Raw genomic sequence first — 17,298 nt, 5'->3', positions numbered from 1 at the left:
GTCAGCTCCATGTCCGAATCCGAGCTGGACCTCACCCTGGACGCCGCCGAGCTGACCGCCCGGCTCGTCGACATCCCTTCCGTGAGCGGCGACGAGAAGGTCCTCGCCGACCTCGTGGAGCACGCGTTGCGCGGCCTGCCGCACCTGACCGTGGACCGCTACGGCAACAACGTCGTCGCGCGCACCCACCTCGGCCGCGCCGAACGCGTCGTACTCGCCGGGCACCTCGACACCGTGCCGATCGCCGGCAACGTCCCCTCCCGCCTGGACGAGAACGACGTCCTGTGGGGCTGCGGCACGACGGACATGAAGTCCGGGGTGGCCGTGCAGCTGCGCATCGCGGCCACCGTCCCGGAACCCAACCGCGACCTCACCTTCGTCTTCTACGACCAGGAAGAGGTCGCCGCCGACCTCAACGGCCTCGGCAAGGTCGCCGAAGCCCACCCCGACTGGCTGACCGGCGACTTCGCCGTCCTCCTCGAGCCCTCCAACGCCGAGGTCGAGGGCGGCTGCCAGGGCACCCTGCGGGTCCTGCTCCGCACGGCCGGCGAGCGCGCCCACTCCGCGCGCAGCTGGATGGGCTCCAACGCCATCCACACCGCCGGTCCGATCCTGGCCACGCTGGCCGCCTACGAGCCCCGCAGGCCCGTCATCGACGGCCTGGAGTTCCACGAGGGCCTCAGCGCCGTCCGCATCGAGGGCGGCGTCGCCAACAACGTCATCCCGGACGCCTGCACGGTCACCGTGAACTTCCGGTACGCGCCCGACCGCAGCCAGGAGGAGGCGCTCGCGCACGTACGGGAGGTGTTCGCGGACTGCGACATCTCCGAGTTCGTCGTCGACGACTCCTCGCCCGGCGCCCTGCCCGGACTCGGGCACCCGGCGGCCGCGGCCTTCATGGAGGCGGTCGGCGGCCACGCCATGCCGAAGTTCGGCTGGACGGACGTCTCCCGCTTCAGCGCGCTGGGCGTCCCGGCGGTCAACTACGGCCCGGGCGACGCCCTGCTGGCCCACAAGGTCGACGAACGGGTGGAGACGAAGGCGATCCTCCACTGCGAGGAGCGACTCCGCGCCTGGCTGACCTCCTGAATTCCGCTTCTCGTCACCTTTGTGCGCCTAACCTGATCCAACGATCAGCAGGAGGGAGCACATCATGGGCAACCCTGAAGGGTCCGCTCGTCGTCGGCCCGAGGAGCAGCAGCTCGGGCCGGTGCTGAGGAGGCGGGGCCAGGTGCAGGCGGGCAGTACGACGGACCAGCGGCTGCTGGATTCGGCCGGGCCCTCCGAGTGGGTGCACACCGATCCCTGGCGGGTCCTGCGCATCCAGTCGGAGTTCATCGAGGGCTTCGGCACGCTGGCGGAGCTGCCGCCGGCGATCAGCGTGTTCGGCTCGGCCCGGACGCCCGTGGACTCGCCGGAGTACGAGGCGGGCGTGCGGATCGGCGGCGCGCTCGTGGAGGCCGGCTTCGCGGTGATCACGGGCGGTGGCCCGGGCGCGATGGAGGCGGCCAACAAGGGCGCGCGTGAGGCCAACGGCATCTCGGTGGGCCTGGGCATCGAGCTGCCCTTCGAGCAGGGGCTCAACCAGCACGTCGACCTCGGGCTGAACTTCCGCTACTTCTTCGTCCGCAAGACGATGTTCGTGAAGTACAGCCAGGGCTTCGTGGTGCTGCCGGGCGGCCTCGGCACCCTCGACGAGCTGTTCGAGGCCCTGACCCTGGTCCAGACGCAGAAGATCACCCGCTTCCCGATCGTGCTGTTCGGCACGGCGTACTGGAGCGGGCTCCTGGACTGGCTGAAGAACACGGTCATCGCCCAGGGCAAGGCCTCGGAGAAGGACCTGTACCTCTTCCACGTCACCGACGACGTGGAAGAGGCGATCGCGCTCGTGACGAAGGAAGTCGCCAGGTAGTCCCCGGCGCGCTACGCCAGCCCCCGGCGGGCGACCGCCGGGGGACGGTGGCCCTGGATCGAGCGGACCATCTCCAGGACCTGCTTCGTCTCCGCGACCTCGTGGACGCGGTAGACCTGGGCACCGAGCCAGGCCGAGACGGCCGTCGTGGCCAGGGTGCCCAGGAGGCGCTCCTTGACCGGCTTGTCGAGGGTCTCGCCGACGAAGTCCTTGTTGGAGAGGGAGACCAGCACCGGCCAGCCCGTCTGCGCCATCTCCGCGAGGCGGCGGGTGGCCTCCAGGGAGTGGCGGGTGTTCTTCCCGAAGTCGTGACCGGGGTCGATCATGATCGACTCCCGGGGGACACCGAGCGCCGCCGCACGCTCGGCGAGGCCGACCGTGACCCGCAGGATGTCCGCCATCACGTCCTCGTACTCCGTCCGGTGCGGCCGGGTCCGCGGCTCCACCCCGCCCGCGTGGGTGCAGACGATCCCGGCGCCGTGGCGCGCGGCGACCTCCGCGAGCTTCGGATCGACCCCGCCCCAGGCATCGTTCAGCAGATCGGCCCCGGCCTCGCAGACGGCCTCGCCGACCTCGTGGCGCCAGGTGTCGACGCTGATCACCACGTCCGGGTGGCGGCGGCGCACCTCGGCGACGAAGCCCACCGTGCGCCGGGCCTCCTCGGCCGCGTCCACGTGCTCGCCGGGACCGGCCTTCACCCCGCCGATGTCGATGATCGCGGCACCCTCGGCCACCGCCTGCTCGACCCGGTCCAGGGCCGGCTCGTCGCGGAAGGTCGCGCCCTGGTCGTAGAAGGAGTCAGGGGTCCGGTTCACGATGGCCATGATCACCGGCTCGTGGGTGTCGAACTCGCGCCTGCCCAGTCGCAGCATCCTGCTCTTTCCTCCTTCGGCGGCCCTTGCGCCTCGCCTGCGACCTTAACCTGGTGGCCGGAGTCTCTCAGGGGAGTTGATCGTGTTCGCGTTCTTGCTCATCGCGCTGGTCGTGGTCGTCGCCGGCGTCACCCTGGCGGTGGCCGGCGGAGGATCCGAGGCCGTGCTGCCGGAGGCCGAGCCCGACCGGCTGTCCGACGCGCTGCCGGAGAACCGTCCCGTCGTGCGGGAGGACATCGACGAGCTGCGCCTGCCCGTCGCCCCGCGTGGGTACCGGATGGCCGACGTGGACGACGTACTGGAGCGCCTGGCGGCCGAGCTGGCGGAACGGGACGCGCGGATCGCCGAGCTCACCGCCGCCGCGGCGCCCGCCACGACGCCCGCCGGGCCCTCCGTGGACCTGGCCAAGGACGCCGGGACCGGGCAGTGAGCGGACCCGTCGCAGGGCCGGACGGCGGGCTGCGGTGCCCGTGGGGGCTGGCCACCGAGGACTACGTCGCCTACCACGACACGGAGTGGGGGCGCCCGGTCCACGGGGACGACGCGCTCTACGAGCGGCTGTGCCTGGAGGCGTTCCAGTCGGGGCTCTCGTGGCTGACGATCCTGCGCAGGCGCGAGGGGTTCCGGGCGGCGTTCGCGGGCTTCGAGATCGCGCGGGTCGCGGAGTTCGGCGCGCCCGACGTGGAGCGGCTCCTCGGTGACGAGGGGATCATCCGCAACCGGGCCAAGATCGAGGCGACCGTGGCCAACGCGAAGACCCTGGCCGGGTGGGAGCCGGGGGAGCTGGACGCCCTGATCTGGTCCCACGCCCCCGCGGGCCGGCGGCGCGCCGCGCCGATGACCACGGAGGAGATCCCGGCGGTGACCCCGGAGTCGACGGCCCTGGCCAAGGCCCTGAAGAAGGCGGGCATCCGCTTTGTCGGCCCCACGACGGCCTACGCCCTGATGCAGGCCTGCGGCCTGGTCAACGACCACCTGGCCCGCTGCGTCTCCCGCGACCCGTCCTGAAGCCCCCGCCCCCGGGGCCGGTCGGCGGGCCGGTCCCCGGGGCACCCGGAGGGGACCCGGTCAGCGGCCCAGGTAGCGCGGAGCCTCCTTCGCGAGGAAGGCCGCGACGGCGATCGCGTGGTCCTCGGAGGCACCCGCACGGGCCTGGAGGGTGTCCTCGTGGTCCAGCGCCTCGGACAGGGACCGCGAGGCCCCGTACGCGAGGGACTCCTTCAGCGCGGCGTACGCGACCGTCGGCCCCTCGGCCAGCCGCCGGGCCACGGCCAGGGCCTCCGCGGCCAGCTCGTCGGAGGGGACGACCCGGTTCGCGATGCCGAGTTCCAGGGCCTCCGCGGCCTTCACCGACCGGGGGAAGAGCAGCAGGTCGGAGGCGCGCGAGGCGCCGATCAGGCGCGGCAGCGTCCACGAGACGCCCGAGTCGGCGGTCAGGGCGACCCCGGCGAACGAGGTGTTGAAGGAGGCGGTGTCCGCGACCACCCGGAAGTCCGCCGCCAGCGCGAAACCGAAGCCCGCGCCCGCCGCGACGCCGTTCACGCCCGCGACCACCGGCTTCGGCATCTGCGTCAGCGCCCGGACGATCGGGTTGTAGTGCTCCGCGACGGTGTTCATGGTGAGCGAGGACCCGTGCTCGCGGTCCGCCGCCAGATTGCCGACGTGCTCCTTGAGGTCCTGGCCGACACAGAACGCGCGGTTGCCCGCCGCGGTGAGCAGCACCGCCCGTACCGCCGGGTCGGCGGCCGCGGCCGAGGCCGCGTCGCGCAGGGCGACCTTGGTCTCGGTGTTCATGGCGTTCATGGCGTCGGGACGGTTGATCGTGATGGTCGCGAGTCCGTCGGTCACTTCGTAGAGCACGCTGTCGGCCATGGCGGGGGTCCCCCTTCGTCGCGGGCTGGCTACCGGCCGGTACCGGCCGGTGCAAGGGCCAGCATGGCGGACCGGACCGTGGTCTCACATGTGATGTGCGTCAAACGAACCGGAGGGCATTCGCGCGGTGTGGCGGCGAAGTATCGCAGGGCGGTCCCCGAAATGAGTGGTTTTGGTCGAGCGCGTTGCACAAGCGTTCCCACCCGATGTTGGTCATCGGGTCCTGACATGCGGGATAATGGCCTGGAAGCAATGTGTTCGATGCCGGGCACTAGGCACCTGAATGGGGCCGTCGGCTGACGATGAACTGGTTTCAGGAAGGGGAACGAGCATGGCGGCCATGAAGCCGCGGACGGGCGACGGCCCGCTCGAGGTCACCAAGGAGGGGCGGGGCATCGTCATGCGCGTACCGCTCGAGGGCGGCGGTCGGCTCGTCGTCGAGCTGACTCCGGACGAGGCGGACGCCCTGGGTGACGCCCTGAAGAAGGTCGTCGGCTGACCCCCCGGGGACGCTGACAGTACTTTCCCCGCATTCTCTGCACTGCCCCGGCCGCGATCAGCGGTCGGGGCAGTGTTGTGTCCGCCCGCTCCCGCCCGCCCCCCGGGGCGGCGTGCCGGATGCGGGGCTTCGGGTGACGGGTCTGCGCGGCCGCGGGCCTCAGCGGCGTACGGCGCACAGCAGGCCGTCGCCCACCGGGAGCAGGGCGGCCTCCAGGGCCGGGCTCTCGCGGACGCTGCGCAGCAGCTCGCGGACGCGGAGCACCTCCACCGGCTGGGCCGCGGAGTCGACCGTACGGCCGTCGGAGAAGACCCCCTCGAAGCACACCAGGCCGCCGGGTCGCAGCAGGCGCAACGATTCAGCGAGGTAGTCGAGGGATTCGGACGGGTCCCCGTCGCAGAAGACGAGGTCGTATCCGCCGTCGGCGAGCCGGGGCAGCACGTCGAGGGCGCGGCCCGGGATGAAGCGGGCGCGGTTTCCCGCGAAGCCGGCGGCCCGGAAGGCCTGGCGGGCGAACGCCTGCCGGTCCGGCTCGGGATCCACGGTGGTCAGGACCCCGTCGGCGCGCATTCCGTGCAGGAGGTGGATGCCGGACACGCCGGTTCCGGTGCCGATCTCGGCGACCGCCTTGGCGTCCGCCGTGGCGGCGAGCAGGCGCAGCGCGGCCCCGGTGCCGGGGGAGACGGAACGCAGGCCCGCTTCCCTGGACCGGTCGCGGGCCCATCGCAGAGCGTCGTCCTCGGCGACAAACGCGTCGGCGAACGCCCAGCTCGTCTGCCGGTTGCCGGTAATGACCCTCTCCTGTCCCCATAGTTGGCGCAACGGTGACTGTATCCGCTGGAGTCGGGAACCCGCAGATGGGACCGGGCGTTGAGAGCAGTAGAGACGCAAGAGCGGTCCGGGACCCGGTGCCCGTGCAAAGTTACTGCAAAAACACTTATCCGGAGCTGACGGGAGGGGTGGCTATGGTAGGGAATCCGCTGGACACCACCAGAGCCGACAGGGGAGGTGCGGCTGCGCCTGTGGATCGTGGGGGTGTCCTCCGACGCCTCTTCTGGTCGGCTGGCGAGCCGAAATCCGTGACCAACATCGCTGACCGTTTCCGCACCGCAGACACCGCAACCACCGCGACCTTCGCCGCAGATGCGGGCTCCCAGGCGTGGACCCCTCCCACGTGGGAGGAGATCGTCAGCACCCACAGCGCGCGGGTCTACCGTCTCGCCTACCGCCTGACGGGTAACCAGCACGACGCCGAGGACCTGACGCAGGAAGTCTTCGTCCGCGTCTTCCGCTCGCTGTCCACGTACACGCCCGGCACCTTCGAGGGCTGGCTGCACCGGATCACCACGAACCTCTTCCTGGACATGGTCCGCCGCAAGCAGCGGATCCGCTTCGACGCCCTGGCCGACGACGCCGCCGAGCGGCTCCCGAGCCGTGAGCCGTCCCCGCAGCAGGTACTGCACGACACCCACTTCGACGCGGACGTCCAGCAGGCGCTGGACACCCTCGCGCCCGAATTCCGCGCGGCCGTGGTGCTGTGCGACATCGAGGGCCTGTCGTACGAGGAGATCGCCGCGACGCTCGGCGTGAAGCTCGGCACCGTGCGCAGCCGTATCCACCGCGGCCGTTCGCACCTGCGCAAGGCGCTCAAGCACCGTTCTCCCGAGGCCCGCGCGGAGCAGCGTGCGCTGGCCGGCGTGGCGGTGGGCGCTCCCGGCGCCGGGGGAGAGGGCGGAGCCGAGTGAGCGGGATCAGTCCGTCCCCGTCGCCCGCTGAACAGGCGTCCTCCGCCGAACAGCATTTGGGCGACCGGCTCGCCGCCCTCGTGGACGGGGAGCTGGGGCACGACGCGCGTGAGCGGGTGCTGGCGCACCTGGCCACGTGTCCCAGGTGCAAGGCCGAGGCCGATGCGCAGCGGCGCCTGAAGACCATGTTCGTGGAGAGCGCGCCGCCGCCGCTGTCGGCGGGACTGCTGGCGCGGCTCCAGGGTCTGCCGGGAGGCGGCTCCGACGGCTCCCCGGGTCCGGCCGGCCCCTTCGGCCCGCCGCCGGGCGCCGACCCCTTCTCCTCCTCCCCCTTCGCCTACGCGCCGACCGCGGCCGCGGCCGCCGCCGACCCGGCGCGGCAGCAGGGCTTCCGGATACACGAAGCCGGCCGCCAGCGGCGCCGCTTCGCGTTCGTGGCCGCCGGGGCGGTGTCGCTCGCCGCGATCGCGCTGGGCGGATCGCTGCCGATGGACGCGATCGAGCCCAACGCCCGGGGCGAGGCCCCCGCCGCGCGGACGGGCCCCGTGGTGCCGGTGTTCGACGCGGTGGTGCGGGAGAACCGGATGCCGAAGCCGGCCACCGGCCCGACCTTCCACCCCGGCGCTCCCCTCGCGGTGCCCCCGTCCCCGCCCCTCACCACGACCTCCGCGTCGGCCCGCCCGGTCTCCCTGTCCCGCTAGGCCGTCCCTTTCGGACCTTGCCGGGCCCCGAGGTGCCGCTGTGACGGCGTCCGGGGCGCGATGGCCTCCCGGGTCCGGTGCCGCCTCCGCGACCGCCCCTGCGGCCCGCTGGGACGGGCGGAGCGGGCAACCTGGTTGAATCTCCGCCAGATGTGCCGCCCCGGGCGGCCGGCGGAGACAGACAGGTAGGCGGGGAGCGCCCATGTCCGACAGTCAGCAGACCGATCCGGCGCCGGATCCGGTCCCCGCCCCGCTGCCCCGGTGGTGGAGCCGCCCCGAGGGATCCGCGCGCGCCCACCAGCCGGCCGTACCGGCCCCGCGGGGCTCCTCGGAGACGGCCCCGGGCACGGATCCGCGTACGGCCGCGCCCGCCGATGCCGGCCCGGCCGCGGACGCGGACGCGGACCCGGGCACGGACGCCGCGCAGGAGACGGCACCCCCCGCCGCCGCCCCCGTACCCCTGTGGTGGAGCCGGCCCGAGCCGTCCGCCGGCGCGTACGGGTCGGCCGTACCGGCCCCGCGCACCGCCCCCGGAGCGGTCCCGCAGGCGGGCCCCGTGCCGGACCCGGAGACGGACGCGCAGCCGCGTTACGACCCGTGGGGCGCGCGGCCGCTGCAGACGGTGGACCAGGGCAAGGCGGGCTCCCCCCGCATCCGGCTGCGCCGGGGCCTCGCCCTCGCCGTCGGGATCGCGCTGCTGGCGGGCGCCATCGGCGGTTACGCCGGAGTCCTCGCCGAGCGGCGGGCCGGTACCCGTCTCGAACTCCCGCAGGCGGCCCCCGCGGCCGACCGCGGCCGGGCCCCCGGCAGCGTCGCCGGGATCGCCGCCACCGCACTGCCCGGCGTGGTCACCCTGCACGTCAACGGCGCGGAGAGCAGCTCGACGGGCACCGGCTTCGTCCTCGACGCACAGGGCCACATCCTCACCAACAACCACGTGGTCCACGGGGCCCGGACGATAACCGTCACCTTCAGCACCGGCGAGAGCGTGGACGCCGAGCTGGTCGGCGGAGACACCGGCTACGACCTGGCCGTCGTCAAGGTCGACGGCGTACGGGGTCTGCGACCCCTCGCGCTCGGCAACTCCGAGAACGTCAAGGTCGGCGACCCGGTCGTGGCGATCGGCGCCCCCTTCGACCTCTCCAACACCGTCACCGCCGGCATCATCAGCGCCACCGGCCGCCCGATCACCGCGGGCGGGGACAAGGGCGACGGCAGCGACGTCAGCTACGTCGACGCCCTGCAGACCGACGCCCCCATCAACCCCGGCAACTCCGGCGGCCCGCTCCTCGACGCCCAGGCCCAGGTCATCGGCATCAACAGCGCCATCCGCGGGGGCGACGGCGGGGACAGCTCCGGACAGCAGCGCGGCAGCATCGGCCTCGGGTTCGCCATCCCGGTGAACCAGGGCAAGCGCGTGGCCGAGGAGCTGATGCGCACCGGCCACGCGACCCATCCCGTCATCGGCGTCACCCTGGACATGCAGTACTCCGGCGACGGGGCCCGCGTGGGGGAGAAGGGCGAGGCCGGCAGGCCGGCGGTCACCGCGGACGGGCCCGGAGCCCGCGCGGGGATCAGACCGGGCGACGTGATCACCAAGGTCGACGGGGTGCGCGTACACGGCGGCGACGAGCTCGTCATCAAGATCAGGGCCCACCGGCCGGGCGATCCGCTTACCCTCACCGTGCTGCGCGGGGGCGGGGAGCGCACCCTGGAAGTGGTGCTCGGATCGGCGAACGGATCATGACGGGCGGGTGAAACCGTGGCCGGTCCGGCAATCATGCGGTCCTGGTGTATTGGCCTGTGGACCCGGCCGGGTACCGTGTGTCGGGCTGACGTGAAGAGAGCCGAGGAGCGGCAAGGTGTTCAACGACATAGGCGCACTCGAGCTGGTCACGATCGTGGTGCTGGCCATTCTCATCTTCGGCCCGGACAAACTGCCCAAGGTCATCCAGGACGTCACCGGCGTCATCCGGAAGATCCGCGCGTTCTCCGACAGCGCGAAGCAGGACATCCGCTCCGAGCTCGGGCCGGAGTTCAAGGACTTCGAGTTCGAGGACCTGAACCCGAAGACCTTCATCCGCAAGCAGCTGACCGAGAACGAGGACCTCAAGGAGATCCGGAGCAGCTTCGATCTCCGCAAGGAACTCAACGACGTCACCGACGCGGTCAACAGCAAGGAGTCCGACCCGGCTCCGGCGACCGGCTCCGCCGCCGCGCCCGCCGCGCCCGCCGCGTCCGGCGCACCGGACATGGTGAAGAAGCCCGCCGCCCCGGCGCAGGAGCAGCGCACGCCCTACGACGCCGACGCCACCTGAGCCACCCGATACCACTCGCGCGCCCGCCTGCCCGGCTATCCGCGGTCGGATGGCTATCCTCCTTGAGTCCGGACCCAGGACGCCCGAGGGACGGGGTCCCCCCAGCGAAGCGAGGGGGAGGGCCGTTCCGGACCCCACGGAACGAGAGGCCGCGCAGATGGAGACCACGAGCAGTAGCCGGGTAGGCACCCAGCCCGCGGAGACGCCCGCACCACCACAGACGGTGCCGCAGGAGCATCCGCAGCCCGCGGACGCGGCCGCGGCGCCCGTACCGGCGGCCCGCCGGGCGGCCGAGGGCTACCTGCGGGCCGACTTCCCCTGGTACGGGCTGGACGGGGCCTTCACCGGCCCCCGCTGGCTCATGCAGGTCGCCGCCGGCGCCGACGGCACGGTGGAGCACGGCTCCACCGGCCACGGGGACGAACCCTCCGCCCGCGGCGAGATCGCCACCGGGGAGAAGGAACGCTTCGCGGTGGTCATCACCGTGGCCAGCAACCCGCTGCGCCGCAGCGGTGACGGCACCGGCGTCCTGGAGGCCACCTCGGTCTCCTCGGCGGCCTGGCTGGCCGGCTCCGGGCTGCTGGCCTACAGCTGGCCGGGGCAGATGGACCACAGCCTGCGCGACGACTGGCTCGACCAGCAGACCGAGGCGGCGTGGGAACTGGCCGACGACCTCGCGGGCGCGGACTGGTCGACGCTGTCGCTGCCCGTGGACGGGGAGCCGACGTTGTTCCACTACCGCGAGTCGGAGTTCGGCTGGGTGCTCGCGGGGTCCACCGGGAGCGGGGTCCATCTCGGTGCGTACGGGCGGGGGATGAGCGCGTACGGGATCGGGTTCTCGGTGATCGGGGATTTCGGCGCGTACGAGTAGCCGGAGAACGGAAAGGGCACCGCCGGTCGGCGGTGCCCTCAACGCCGCGCGGCCCGTGCGGGCAGTCTGTGGTGCCGGTGTGGGCAGTCGTGCCGCCCCGGCGGCACGACTGCCCACACCTCGGTCACATCAGAACTTGTTGCGCGGCGTGATGCCCAGGGACATGCCCGCCAGGCCGCGGGCGCGGCCGCCGAGCTTGCCGGCGATGGCGCGCAGGGCCGCGCCGGCCGGGGAGTCGGGGTCGGACAGGACGACGGGGGTGCCGTCGTCGCCGCCCTCGCGCAGCCGGACGTCGATCGGGATCGAGCCGAGCACCGGCACGTTCGCGCCGATCGTCTTGGTCAGGCCGTCGGCGACCTTCTGGCCACCGCCCGAGCCGAACACGTCGACCATCTCGTCGCAGTGCGGGCACGGCAGCCCGGACATGTTCTCGACGACGCCGACGATCTTCTGGTGGGTCTGCACGGCGATCGAGCCGGCCCGCTCCGCGACCTCGGCCGCCGCCTGCTGCGGGGTGGTCACCACGAGGATCTCGGCGTTCGGCACCAGCTGGGCCACGGAGATCGCGATGTCGCCCGTACCCGGCGGCAGGTCGAGCAGCAGCACGTCCAGGTCGCCCCAGAACACGTCGGCCAGGAACTGCTGGAGCGCCCGGTGCAGCATCGGCCCGCGCCACACCACGGGCGCGTTGCCCGGGGTGAACATGCCGATGGAGATGACCTTCACGCCGTGCGCCGACGGCGGCATGATCATGTTCTCGACCTGGGTGGGGCGGCCCTCCACGCCGAGCATGCGCGGCACGCTGTGGCCGTAGATGTCCGCGTCGACCACGCCGACCTTGAGGCCGTCCGCCGCCATCGCCGCCGCCAGGTTGACGGTGACCGAGGACTTGCCGACGCCGCCCTTGCCGGAGGCGACCGCGTAGACGCGGGTCAGCGAGCCGGGCTGGGCGAAGGGGACCTCGCGCTCGGCGGTGCCGCCGCGCAGGGTCGCCGCGAGGTCCTTGCGCTGCTCGTCGCTCATCACGTCCAGCGTGACGGCGACCGAGGTGACGCCGGGGACCTGCTGGACGGCCTCGGTGACCAGGTTGGTGATGGTCTCGCGCATGGGGCAGCCCGACACCGTCAGGTACACCGTGACGGCGACCTCGCCGCCGTCGCCGATCTCCACCGATTTGACCATGCCCAGCTCGGTGATCGGCCGGTGGATCTCGGGGTCGTTCACCGTCGCCAGTGCGTCCAGGATCGCATCCTGTTCGGGCACGGCGGCGGCGTCGGCGGAGCTTGTGTCGGTAGCCATGCCCCGATGGTACGGCCCGGTAGCACGCCGCAGGAAAGCCCGCTAGCGGTCGCCTTCGTCACTCTCGGACGGGAATAGCCGCCGCTCGTCCATCTCCTTGATCAGATCCTGGAACTCGGACCGGATCCAGTCGCGCGTGGCGACCTCTCCCAGACCCATGCGCAGGGCGGCGATCTCCCGCGTCAGGTACTCGGTGTCGGCCAGCGAGCGCTCGTTCTGCTTGCGGTCCTGCTCCAGGTTGACCCGGTCCCGGTCGTCCTGCCGGTTCTGCGCGAGCAGGATCAGCGGGGCCGCGTAGGAGGCCTGGAGCGACAGCATCAGGGTCAGGAAGATGAAGGGGTACTGGTCGAAGCGCAGGTGCTCCGGAGCGAAGATGTTCCACAGCACCCAGATGATGATGACGACGGTCATCCAGACGATGAACCGGCCGGTGCCCAGGAACCGCGCGACCCGCTCCGACAGCCGTCCGAACGCCTCCGGGTCGTATTCGGGCAGCAGCCGCCGGCGCGCCGGGCGCGGCAGGTCGAGCCGCGCGCGCGAGCGCGTCAGCGCGCTCGACCCGGTCCCGGACCCGGAGGTGCCGGAGCCGCCGCTCTTCGCCCGCTCCCGGTGCGCGTCGGAGAAACGTTCCGCCGACTCCGCCGACAGCCCGTGCTCGCGCGCCTGCAGCCGCGCCTGTTCGCGCCGCTCCCGGATCTGCTCGCGCCGCCGCTCGCGCGCGCCCTGGTCGCCGCGCCCCCGGTCAGTGGTCACGCAGGGCCCCCTCCGCACGCTCGGAATCCTCGGGTCCGCCGGGACCCTCCGAATGGAAGTCCGTCTCCCGCCAGTCGTCCGGGAGCAGGTGGTCCAGTACGTCGTCGACGGTGACCGCGCCCAGCAGCGAGCCGCTCTCGTCGACCACCGGCACCGCGACCATGTTGTACGCGGCCAGGTAGCTGGTCACCACCGGCAGCGAGGAGTCGGGCCGCAGCGGTGCCAGGCCGGTGTCCACGATCGAGCTGACCAGGGTGAACGGCGGATCGCGCAGCAGCCGCTGGAAGTGCACCGTGCCCAGGTACTTGCCCGTCGGCGTCTCGTCAGGCGGCCGGCACACGTACACCTGCGCCGCCAGCGCCGGCGAGAGGTCCGACTGCCGTACCCGGGCCAGCGCGTCGGCGACCGTCGCGTCGGGCCGCAGCACGATCGGCTCCGTGGTCATCAGACCGCCCGCGGTGTTCTCCTCGTACGACAGCAGACGCCGCACGTCGGCCGCGTCGTCCGGCCGCATCAGCGTCAGCAGGCGCTCCTTGTCGTCCTCCGGCAGCTCCGAGAGCAGGTCGGCCGCGTCGTCCGGGTCCATCGCCTCCAGGACGTCGGCCGCGCGCTCCTCCTTCAGCTTCCCGAGGATCTCCACCTGCTCGTCCTCGGGCAGCTCCTCCATGACGTCCGCGAGCCGGTCGTCATCGAGGGCGCTGGCCACCTCCGCGCGCCGCTTGGGCGTCAGGTGGTGCAGGACGTTCGCGACGTCGGCCGGGCGCATCTGCTCGAAGGTGGCGACCAGGTTCTCGGCGCCCTGCCCGTGCTCCTCCAGCGAGAACCCCGTCACCGCCGACCACTCCACGGTCAGGGTCTCGCCGCGCCGCCGCAGCGCACCCGACTTGCCCTTCCGTACGAAGATCCGGTCGATCTCCCAGTCGCGGCGGGCCGGCAGCTGCTGGATGGCCACGTCCAGGACGGTGACCTCCTCGTCGTCCGCGACCAGGCGCACCCGCCGGTCCAGCAGTTCGCCGAGGATCAGCCGCTCGGTGGGACGCTGCTCGAAGCGCCGCATGTTGACCACGCCGGTGGTGATGACCTGGCCGGACTCCACGCCCGTCACGCGGGTCATGGGCAGGAAGATCCGGCGCCGGCTGACGACCTCGACCACCAGGCCGAGCAGCCGGGGCGGCCGGCCGCCCACGCGGAGCATCGCGACGAGGTCGCGTACCCGGCCCACCTGGTCGCCGTTGGGGTCGAAGACGGGCACACCCGACAGATGCGAGACGAAGATCCGTGGGGCGCCTGCCGCCATCCGAGCGCCTCCTACGAGCTGCGTCATCCGTCGATCACCGGTACTGCCGTCCCTCAGGTTAGCCCGTGCCGCACACAACCTCCTGATGGGGCCGTCCGCACGGGCGTCCGCACGGGCGTCCCCGCAGTCCGCGCACCCTCCCCGGCCGTACCCGGGCTCCGCGCGGGGGCCCGGGCTACGGGCGGGTACGCTGCCAGCTGCTCGCAGACGCAACGAGAGGGGCACCCGCCCGTGACCGCCTACTTCCCCGCCCCACGGCTGCGCCGGGCCGCCCTGGTCAGTGCCCTGTGCGCGGGCCTGGCCGTGGTCGCCACCGGGTGCGGGGCGGACCCCGACGAGGGCACCAACGGGATCGGCAAGCTCTCCGCCGACCAGATCGAGGACAAGGCGAAGGCGGCCGTCACCGGGGCCCAGTCGGTGCACCTGTCCGGCACGCTCGTCAGCGGCGGCAAGTCCTTCACCCTCGACATGCGGCTCGGGGCGGACGGCGGCTCCGGCGAGGTGAAATCACAGGACGACACCACCTTCCAGCTGCTGCGGGTGGGCGAGCAGCTCTACCTCAAGGCGAGCGCCAAGTTCTGGGGCCAGTCCGAGGCGGCCGGCAAGCTCGGCGACAAGTTCGTCAAGGTGCCCGAGGGCGACCCCTCCTACAAGCAGTTCCGCGGGTTCACCGACATGCACGTGATGCTGGACGGGCTGCTCGGGCTCGACGGCAAGCTCACCAAGGGCGACTACACCAAGGTCGGGCACACCCGGGCCGTCCAGGTCTCGGCGGACGCGGGCAAGGGCGGCAAGCTGTCGGTCTCCCTGGAGGGCACCCCCTACCCGCTCCTGATGGAACGCGCGGGCGGAGCCGGCCGGGTGGAGCTCGCGGAATGGGGCAAGCCGGTCGAGCTCACGGCGCCCGCGCAGGACCAGACAGTGGATTACGGTTCCCAGCTGCCCACGACCAAGGAGCAGGGGGACGGCTCCGCCACCCCCGCGCCCAAGGGCTCCGGCCAGGGCACGGCCCCCAAACGCTGACCCCGTTCCGGCGCGGCACGGCCCCGTGGGACCGAGGACCGGCGGCTACCGTGCGCGGCCCCGGGGGGGCCTTCGCCCGTGCGCCGGCAAGCCCGACGGCCTAGCGGGCCGCCTTCTTCCGCTTCAGCAGCAGCTTCGGCAGCCCGGCCGGAACCGGCTCACGGGTGATCGCGGGGGAGTCCAGCGGAGCCGCCGCCAGCGAACCTTCGGGGAGGCCCGCCCGGACGGACTCCGGCTCCAGGCGCAGCAGCCGGCACTCCCGCGCCCACCGCCCGGTCATCTCGGCGGAGTCGGGCGCGTTCAGCCGCTTGCCCTTCAGCTCGGCCACCGCGGCTTCCCACGGCTCGCTGCCGGGCACGAGCTCCCGTACCGTCGCCGTCCACGCGACGAGCCGGCCGCCCTTGTCCTTGCTGCGCACGGTCACCTCGGCCGCCGCCCCGTCCGCGAGCCCCGGGAACGGCTGCTCGCCGGGCCCGTCACCGAGCACGTGCGCCGCGCCGTCCACCCAGGCGTGCCACAGGCCGCGGTCGGCCCCGGAGCCGCGGACCCAGATGAGGCCGGACTTCTTGGTGGCCTCCTCGACGAGGGCCAGATCGAGCGCGCTGAGAGTCATGCGCACAGGGTAGCCAGCGGGGCGCGCGCCACCGCAGTCAGCCAGTCAGCCAGTCAGCCAGTCAGGCCGTCAGGCCGTCAGGCCGTCAGGCCGTCAGGCGGGCGGGTGCTACAGCCAGCCGTGCCGGCGCAGCGCCCGGTGGATGGTGAAGCAGCTCCCGGTGATGGCGGCCATCACCATCGGATAGCCGTAGCGCCAGTGCAGCTCCGGCATGTTCTCGAAGTTCATCCCGTACACGCCGCAGATCATGGTCGGCACGGCGATGATCGCCGCCCAGGAGGTGATCTTGCGCATGTCCTCGTTCTGGGCGACGGTCGCCTGCGCCAGGTTGGCCTGGAGGATGGAGTTCAGCAACTCGTCGAAGCCGACGACCTGCTCGTGGACGCGGGCCAGGTGGTCGGCGACGTCACGGAAGTACTTCTGGATGTCCGGGTCCACCAGCCGCATCGGCCGCTCGCTGAGCAGTTCCATGGGCCGCAGCAGCGGGGAGACGGCCCGCTTGAACTCCAGCACCTCGCGCTTGAGCTGGTAGATGCGGCCGGCGTCACCGCCGCGCGCACTGCCCTTGGCGGGGGCGGCGAAGACGTCGCTCTCCACCTCGTCGATGTCGTCCTGGACGGCCGAGGCGACGGCGATGTAGCCGTCGACGACGTGGTCGGCCAGGGAGTGCAGGACGGCTGACGGTCCCTTGGCCAGCAGCGCCGGGTCGTCCTGGAGGCGGTGGCGCAGTCCCCTGAGGGAGCCCTGGCCGCCGTGCCGGACGGTGATGACGAAGTCGGGTCCGGTGAAGCACATCACCTCGCCGGTCTCCACCACCTCGCTGGTGGCGGTCAGTTCGGCGTGCTCGACGTAGTGGATCGTCTTGAAGACGGTGAAGAGGGTGTCGTCGTACCGCTCCAGCTTCGGCCGCTGGTGCGCGTGCACCGCGTCCTCCACGGCGAGCGGGTGCAGCCCGAACACGGCGGCGATCCCGGCGAACTCGTCCTCGGTCGGCTCGTGCAGCCCGATCCACGCGAAACCGCCGTCCTCGCGGACCTGGCGCATCGCCTCACGGGGCGTCAGGCAGGCGGCTCCGTGCGCCCGCAGGGCCCGGCGCCCGTCGCGGTAGACGGCGCAGTCGACCACCGCGCTGTTGGCGGACGGGTCGCGGGTGGCGTCGTAGCCGGGCAGGACGGGGGTGGACCGGCGCAGTGCCGGACGGACGGCGGCACGGAGGTAGGGCAGCATCGACATGGCAGGCTCCTTCGCGCGCACGGCTGCGGACCGTACGGGTGGGAGGTCCTTCCGGAGGGCACGTCGCCGCGGTCGGCAGTCCGGGCGGGCACGCGGAAGGATGAGGACGGGAGGACACAGTTCTGCCGTCGCTCTTCAACCGATCCCGGAGTGCGGATCAAAAGGGGCGCGGGACGCCCGTCGGTGAAGTGGAAGAGCGATTGGTACTACTGCACGATCGACTTCGATGCACCGCAGCCCCACCTCCTCCGGCCGGTCCCCCGTGGGGGACGTCCTGTCGCCGGGGCACT

19 protein-coding genes are annotated in these 17,298 nt (G+C 72.5%); 11 read left to right on the top strand and 8 right to left on the bottom strand.

What is annotated here, in order from left to right; translation table 11 throughout:
- Window positions 1-9 precede the first annotated feature (9 nt).
- Both dapE and OG904_RS09345 read left to right on the top strand, forming a co-directional pair.
- Window positions 10-1,089 (top strand): succinyl-diaminopimelate desuccinylase, encoded by a 1,080-nt coding sequence (gene dapE, locus OG904_RS09350; protein ID WP_405489237.1) that lies wholly within the window; start codon window positions 10-12, stop codon window positions 1,087-1,089.
- 64 nt (window positions 1,090-1,153) lie between these two features.
- Window positions 1,154-1,912: a TIGR00730 family Rossman fold protein gene (locus OG904_RS09345; protein WP_405489235.1), complete on the top strand. Its 759-nt coding sequence runs from the start codon at window positions 1,154-1,156 to the stop codon at window positions 1,910-1,912.
- An 11-nt stretch (window positions 1,913-1,923) separates the two neighbouring features.
- Here OG904_RS09345 and folP read toward each other — a convergent pair whose 3' ends face one another.
- The gene (gene folP / locus OG904_RS09340; protein WP_405489233.1) at window positions 1,924-2,784 is read right to left on the bottom strand and encodes a dihydropteroate synthase; all 861 of its coding nucleotides are present in this window, start codon (window positions 2,782-2,784) and stop codon (window positions 1,924-1,926) included.
- Window positions 2,785-2,860: 76 nt separating this feature from the next.
- Here folP and OG904_RS09335 point away from each other — a divergent pair, with 76 nt between their 5' ends.
- A complete protein-coding gene (locus tag OG904_RS09335; RefSeq protein WP_405489231.1) occupies window positions 2,861-3,214 on the top strand; it encodes a DivIVA domain-containing protein in 354 nt (117 codons plus the stop codon).
- Window positions 3,211-3,792, top strand: a complete 582-nt coding sequence (locus OG904_RS09330; RefSeq protein WP_405489229.1) for a DNA-3-methyladenine glycosylase I — start codon at window positions 3,211-3,213, stop codon at window positions 3,790-3,792. Before OG904_RS09335 ends, OG904_RS09330 begins: the two co-directional genes overlap by 4 nt.
- A gap of 60 nt (window positions 3,793-3,852) precedes the next feature.
- Here OG904_RS09330 and OG904_RS09325 read toward each other — a convergent pair whose 3' ends face one another.
- Window positions 3,853-4,656 carry an enoyl-CoA hydratase/isomerase family protein gene (locus OG904_RS09325; RefSeq protein WP_405489227.1) on the bottom strand — a complete coding sequence of 268 codons (804 nt, stop codon included), beginning with the start codon at window positions 4,654-4,656 and terminating at the stop codon, window positions 3,853-3,855.
- Window positions 4,657-4,987: 331 nt separating this feature from the next.
- On the opposite strand from OG904_RS09325, the gene OG904_RS09320 reads away from it, so the two are divergent.
- Entirely contained in the window at window positions 4,988-5,155 is a 168-nt protein-coding gene (locus OG904_RS09320; protein ID WP_003966491.1) for a DUF3117 domain-containing protein, read from the top strand.
- A gap of 159 nt (window positions 5,156-5,314) precedes the next feature.
- Here OG904_RS09320 and OG904_RS09315 read toward each other — a convergent pair whose 3' ends face one another.
- On the bottom strand, window positions 5,315-5,977 hold the full coding sequence (locus tag OG904_RS09315) for an O-methyltransferase (protein WP_267757465.1): 663 nt from the start codon (window positions 5,975-5,977) through the stop codon (window positions 5,315-5,317).
- Window positions 5,978-6,120: 143 nt separating this feature from the next.
- On the opposite strand from OG904_RS09315, the gene sigE reads away from it, so the two are divergent.
- The 5 genes from sigE to OG904_RS09290 all read left to right on the top strand — a co-directional run bounded on the left by sigE (window position 6,121) and on the right by OG904_RS09290 (window position 10,790).
- Complete coding sequence (gene sigE, locus OG904_RS09310) at window positions 6,121-6,900, top strand: RNA polymerase sigma factor SigE (RefSeq protein WP_405489225.1); 780 nt, start codon at window positions 6,121-6,123, stop codon at window positions 6,898-6,900.
- Window positions 6,897-7,601 carry an anti-sigma factor family protein gene (locus OG904_RS09305; RefSeq protein WP_405489223.1) on the top strand — a complete coding sequence of 235 codons (705 nt, stop codon included), beginning with the start codon at window positions 6,897-6,899 and terminating at the stop codon, window positions 7,599-7,601. The genes sigE and OG904_RS09305 overlap by 4 nt, the downstream gene beginning before the upstream one ends.
- Window positions 7,602-7,803: 202 nt before the next feature.
- Window positions 7,804-9,348 carry a S1C family serine protease gene (locus tag OG904_RS09300; RefSeq protein ID WP_405489221.1) on the top strand — a complete coding sequence of 515 codons (1,545 nt, stop codon included), beginning with the start codon at window positions 7,804-7,806 and terminating at the stop codon, window positions 9,346-9,348.
- Between the two features lie 115 nt (window positions 9,349-9,463).
- Complete coding sequence (locus OG904_RS09295; RefSeq protein ID WP_405489219.1) at window positions 9,464-9,919, top strand: sec-independent translocase; 456 nt, start codon at window positions 9,464-9,466, stop codon at window positions 9,917-9,919.
- A gap of 157 nt (window positions 9,920-10,076) precedes the next feature.
- Window positions 10,077-10,790 (top strand): hypothetical protein, encoded by a 714-nt coding sequence (locus tag OG904_RS09290; protein ID WP_405489217.1) that lies wholly within the window; start codon window positions 10,077-10,079, stop codon window positions 10,788-10,790.
- A 129-nt stretch (window positions 10,791-10,919) separates the two neighbouring features.
- Here OG904_RS09290 and OG904_RS09285 read toward each other — a convergent pair whose 3' ends face one another.
- From OG904_RS09285 to OG904_RS09275, 3 genes are all read right to left on the bottom strand, one after another.
- A complete protein-coding gene (locus OG904_RS09285) occupies window positions 10,920-12,089 on the bottom strand; it encodes an Mrp/NBP35 family ATP-binding protein (RefSeq protein ID WP_405489215.1) in 1,170 nt (389 codons plus the stop codon).
- Window positions 12,090-12,131: 42 nt separating this feature from the next.
- On the bottom strand, window positions 12,132-12,638 hold the full coding sequence (locus OG904_RS09280; protein WP_328304065.1) for a DUF1003 domain-containing protein: 507 nt from the start codon (window positions 12,636-12,638) through the stop codon (window positions 12,132-12,134).
- Between the two features lie 193 nt (window positions 12,639-12,831).
- Window positions 12,832-14,139, bottom strand: coding sequence for a magnesium transporter MgtE N-terminal domain-containing protein (locus tag OG904_RS09275; RefSeq protein ID WP_328300653.1), 1,308 nt, complete (start codon window positions 14,137-14,139; stop codon window positions 12,832-12,834).
- A gap of 231 nt (window positions 14,140-14,370) precedes the next feature.
- Between OG904_RS09275 and OG904_RS09270 the strand changes: the two genes are divergently transcribed.
- Window positions 14,371-15,162: a hypothetical protein gene (locus tag OG904_RS09270; RefSeq protein ID WP_405489212.1), complete on the top strand. Its 792-nt coding sequence runs from the start codon at window positions 14,371-14,373 to the stop codon at window positions 15,160-15,162.
- Window positions 15,163-15,262: 100 nt separating this feature from the next.
- Here the strand turns inward: OG904_RS09270 and OG904_RS09265 are convergent, their stop codons facing one another.
- Complete coding sequence (locus OG904_RS09265) at window positions 15,263-15,775, bottom strand: hypothetical protein (RefSeq protein ID WP_405489210.1); 513 nt, start codon at window positions 15,773-15,775, stop codon at window positions 15,263-15,265.
- A gap of 108 nt (window positions 15,776-15,883) precedes the next feature.
- Window positions 15,884-17,008 carry a magnesium and cobalt transport protein CorA gene (locus OG904_RS09260; protein WP_405489208.1) on the bottom strand — a complete coding sequence of 375 codons (1,125 nt, stop codon included), beginning with the start codon at window positions 17,006-17,008 and terminating at the stop codon, window positions 15,884-15,886.
- Between the last annotated feature and the right edge of the window lie 290 nt (window positions 17,009-17,298).

This window comes from Streptomyces sp. NBC_00096 (assembly GCF_045041305.1).
Taxonomy (GTDB): domain Bacteria; phylum Actinomycetota; class Actinomycetes; order Streptomycetales; family Streptomycetaceae; genus Streptomyces.
This window is presented reverse-complemented; position numbering and strand designations above follow the sequence as displayed.

Bases quoted from the DNA above. Each gene is read 5' to 3' on its own strand.
- OG904_RS09265 (WP_405489210.1), bottom strand. From the start codon at position 15,775: ATGACTCTCAGCGCGCTCGATCTGGCCCTCGTCGAGGAGGCCACCAAG.
- folP (WP_405489233.1), bottom strand. From the start codon at position 2,784: ATGCTGCGACTGGGCAGGCGCGAGTTCGACACCCACGAGCCGGTGATC.
- OG904_RS09300 (WP_405489221.1), top strand. From the start codon at position 7,804: ATGTCCGACAGTCAGCAGACCGATCCGGCGCCGGATCCGGTCCCCGCC.
- sigE (WP_405489225.1), top strand. From the start codon at position 6,121: ATGGTAGGGAATCCGCTGGACACCACCAGAGCCGACAGGGGAGGTGCG.
- OG904_RS09325 (WP_405489227.1), bottom strand. From the start codon at position 4,656: ATGGCCGACAGCGTGCTCTACGAAGTGACCGACGGACTCGCGACCATC.
- OG904_RS09320 (WP_003966491.1), top strand. From the start codon at position 4,988: ATGGCGGCCATGAAGCCGCGGACGGGCGACGGCCCGCTCGAGGTCACC.
- OG904_RS09285 (WP_405489215.1), bottom strand. From the start codon at position 12,089: ATGGCTACCGACACAAGCTCCGCCGACGCCGCCGCCGTGCCCGAACAG.
- dapE (WP_405489237.1), top strand. From the start codon at position 10: ATGTCCGAATCCGAGCTGGACCTCACCCTGGACGCCGCCGAGCTGACC.
- OG904_RS09275 (WP_328300653.1), bottom strand. From the start codon at position 14,139: ATGGCGGCAGGCGCCCCACGGATCTTCGTCTCGCATCTGTCGGGTGTG.
- OG904_RS09290 (WP_405489217.1), top strand. From the start codon at position 10,077: ATGGAGACCACGAGCAGTAGCCGGGTAGGCACCCAGCCCGCGGAGACG.
- OG904_RS09345 (WP_405489235.1), top strand. From the start codon at position 1,154: ATGGGCAACCCTGAAGGGTCCGCTCGTCGTCGGCCCGAGGAGCAGCAG.
- OG904_RS09260 (WP_405489208.1), bottom strand. From the start codon at position 17,008: ATGTCGATGCTGCCCTACCTCCGTGCCGCCGTCCGTCCGGCACTGCGC.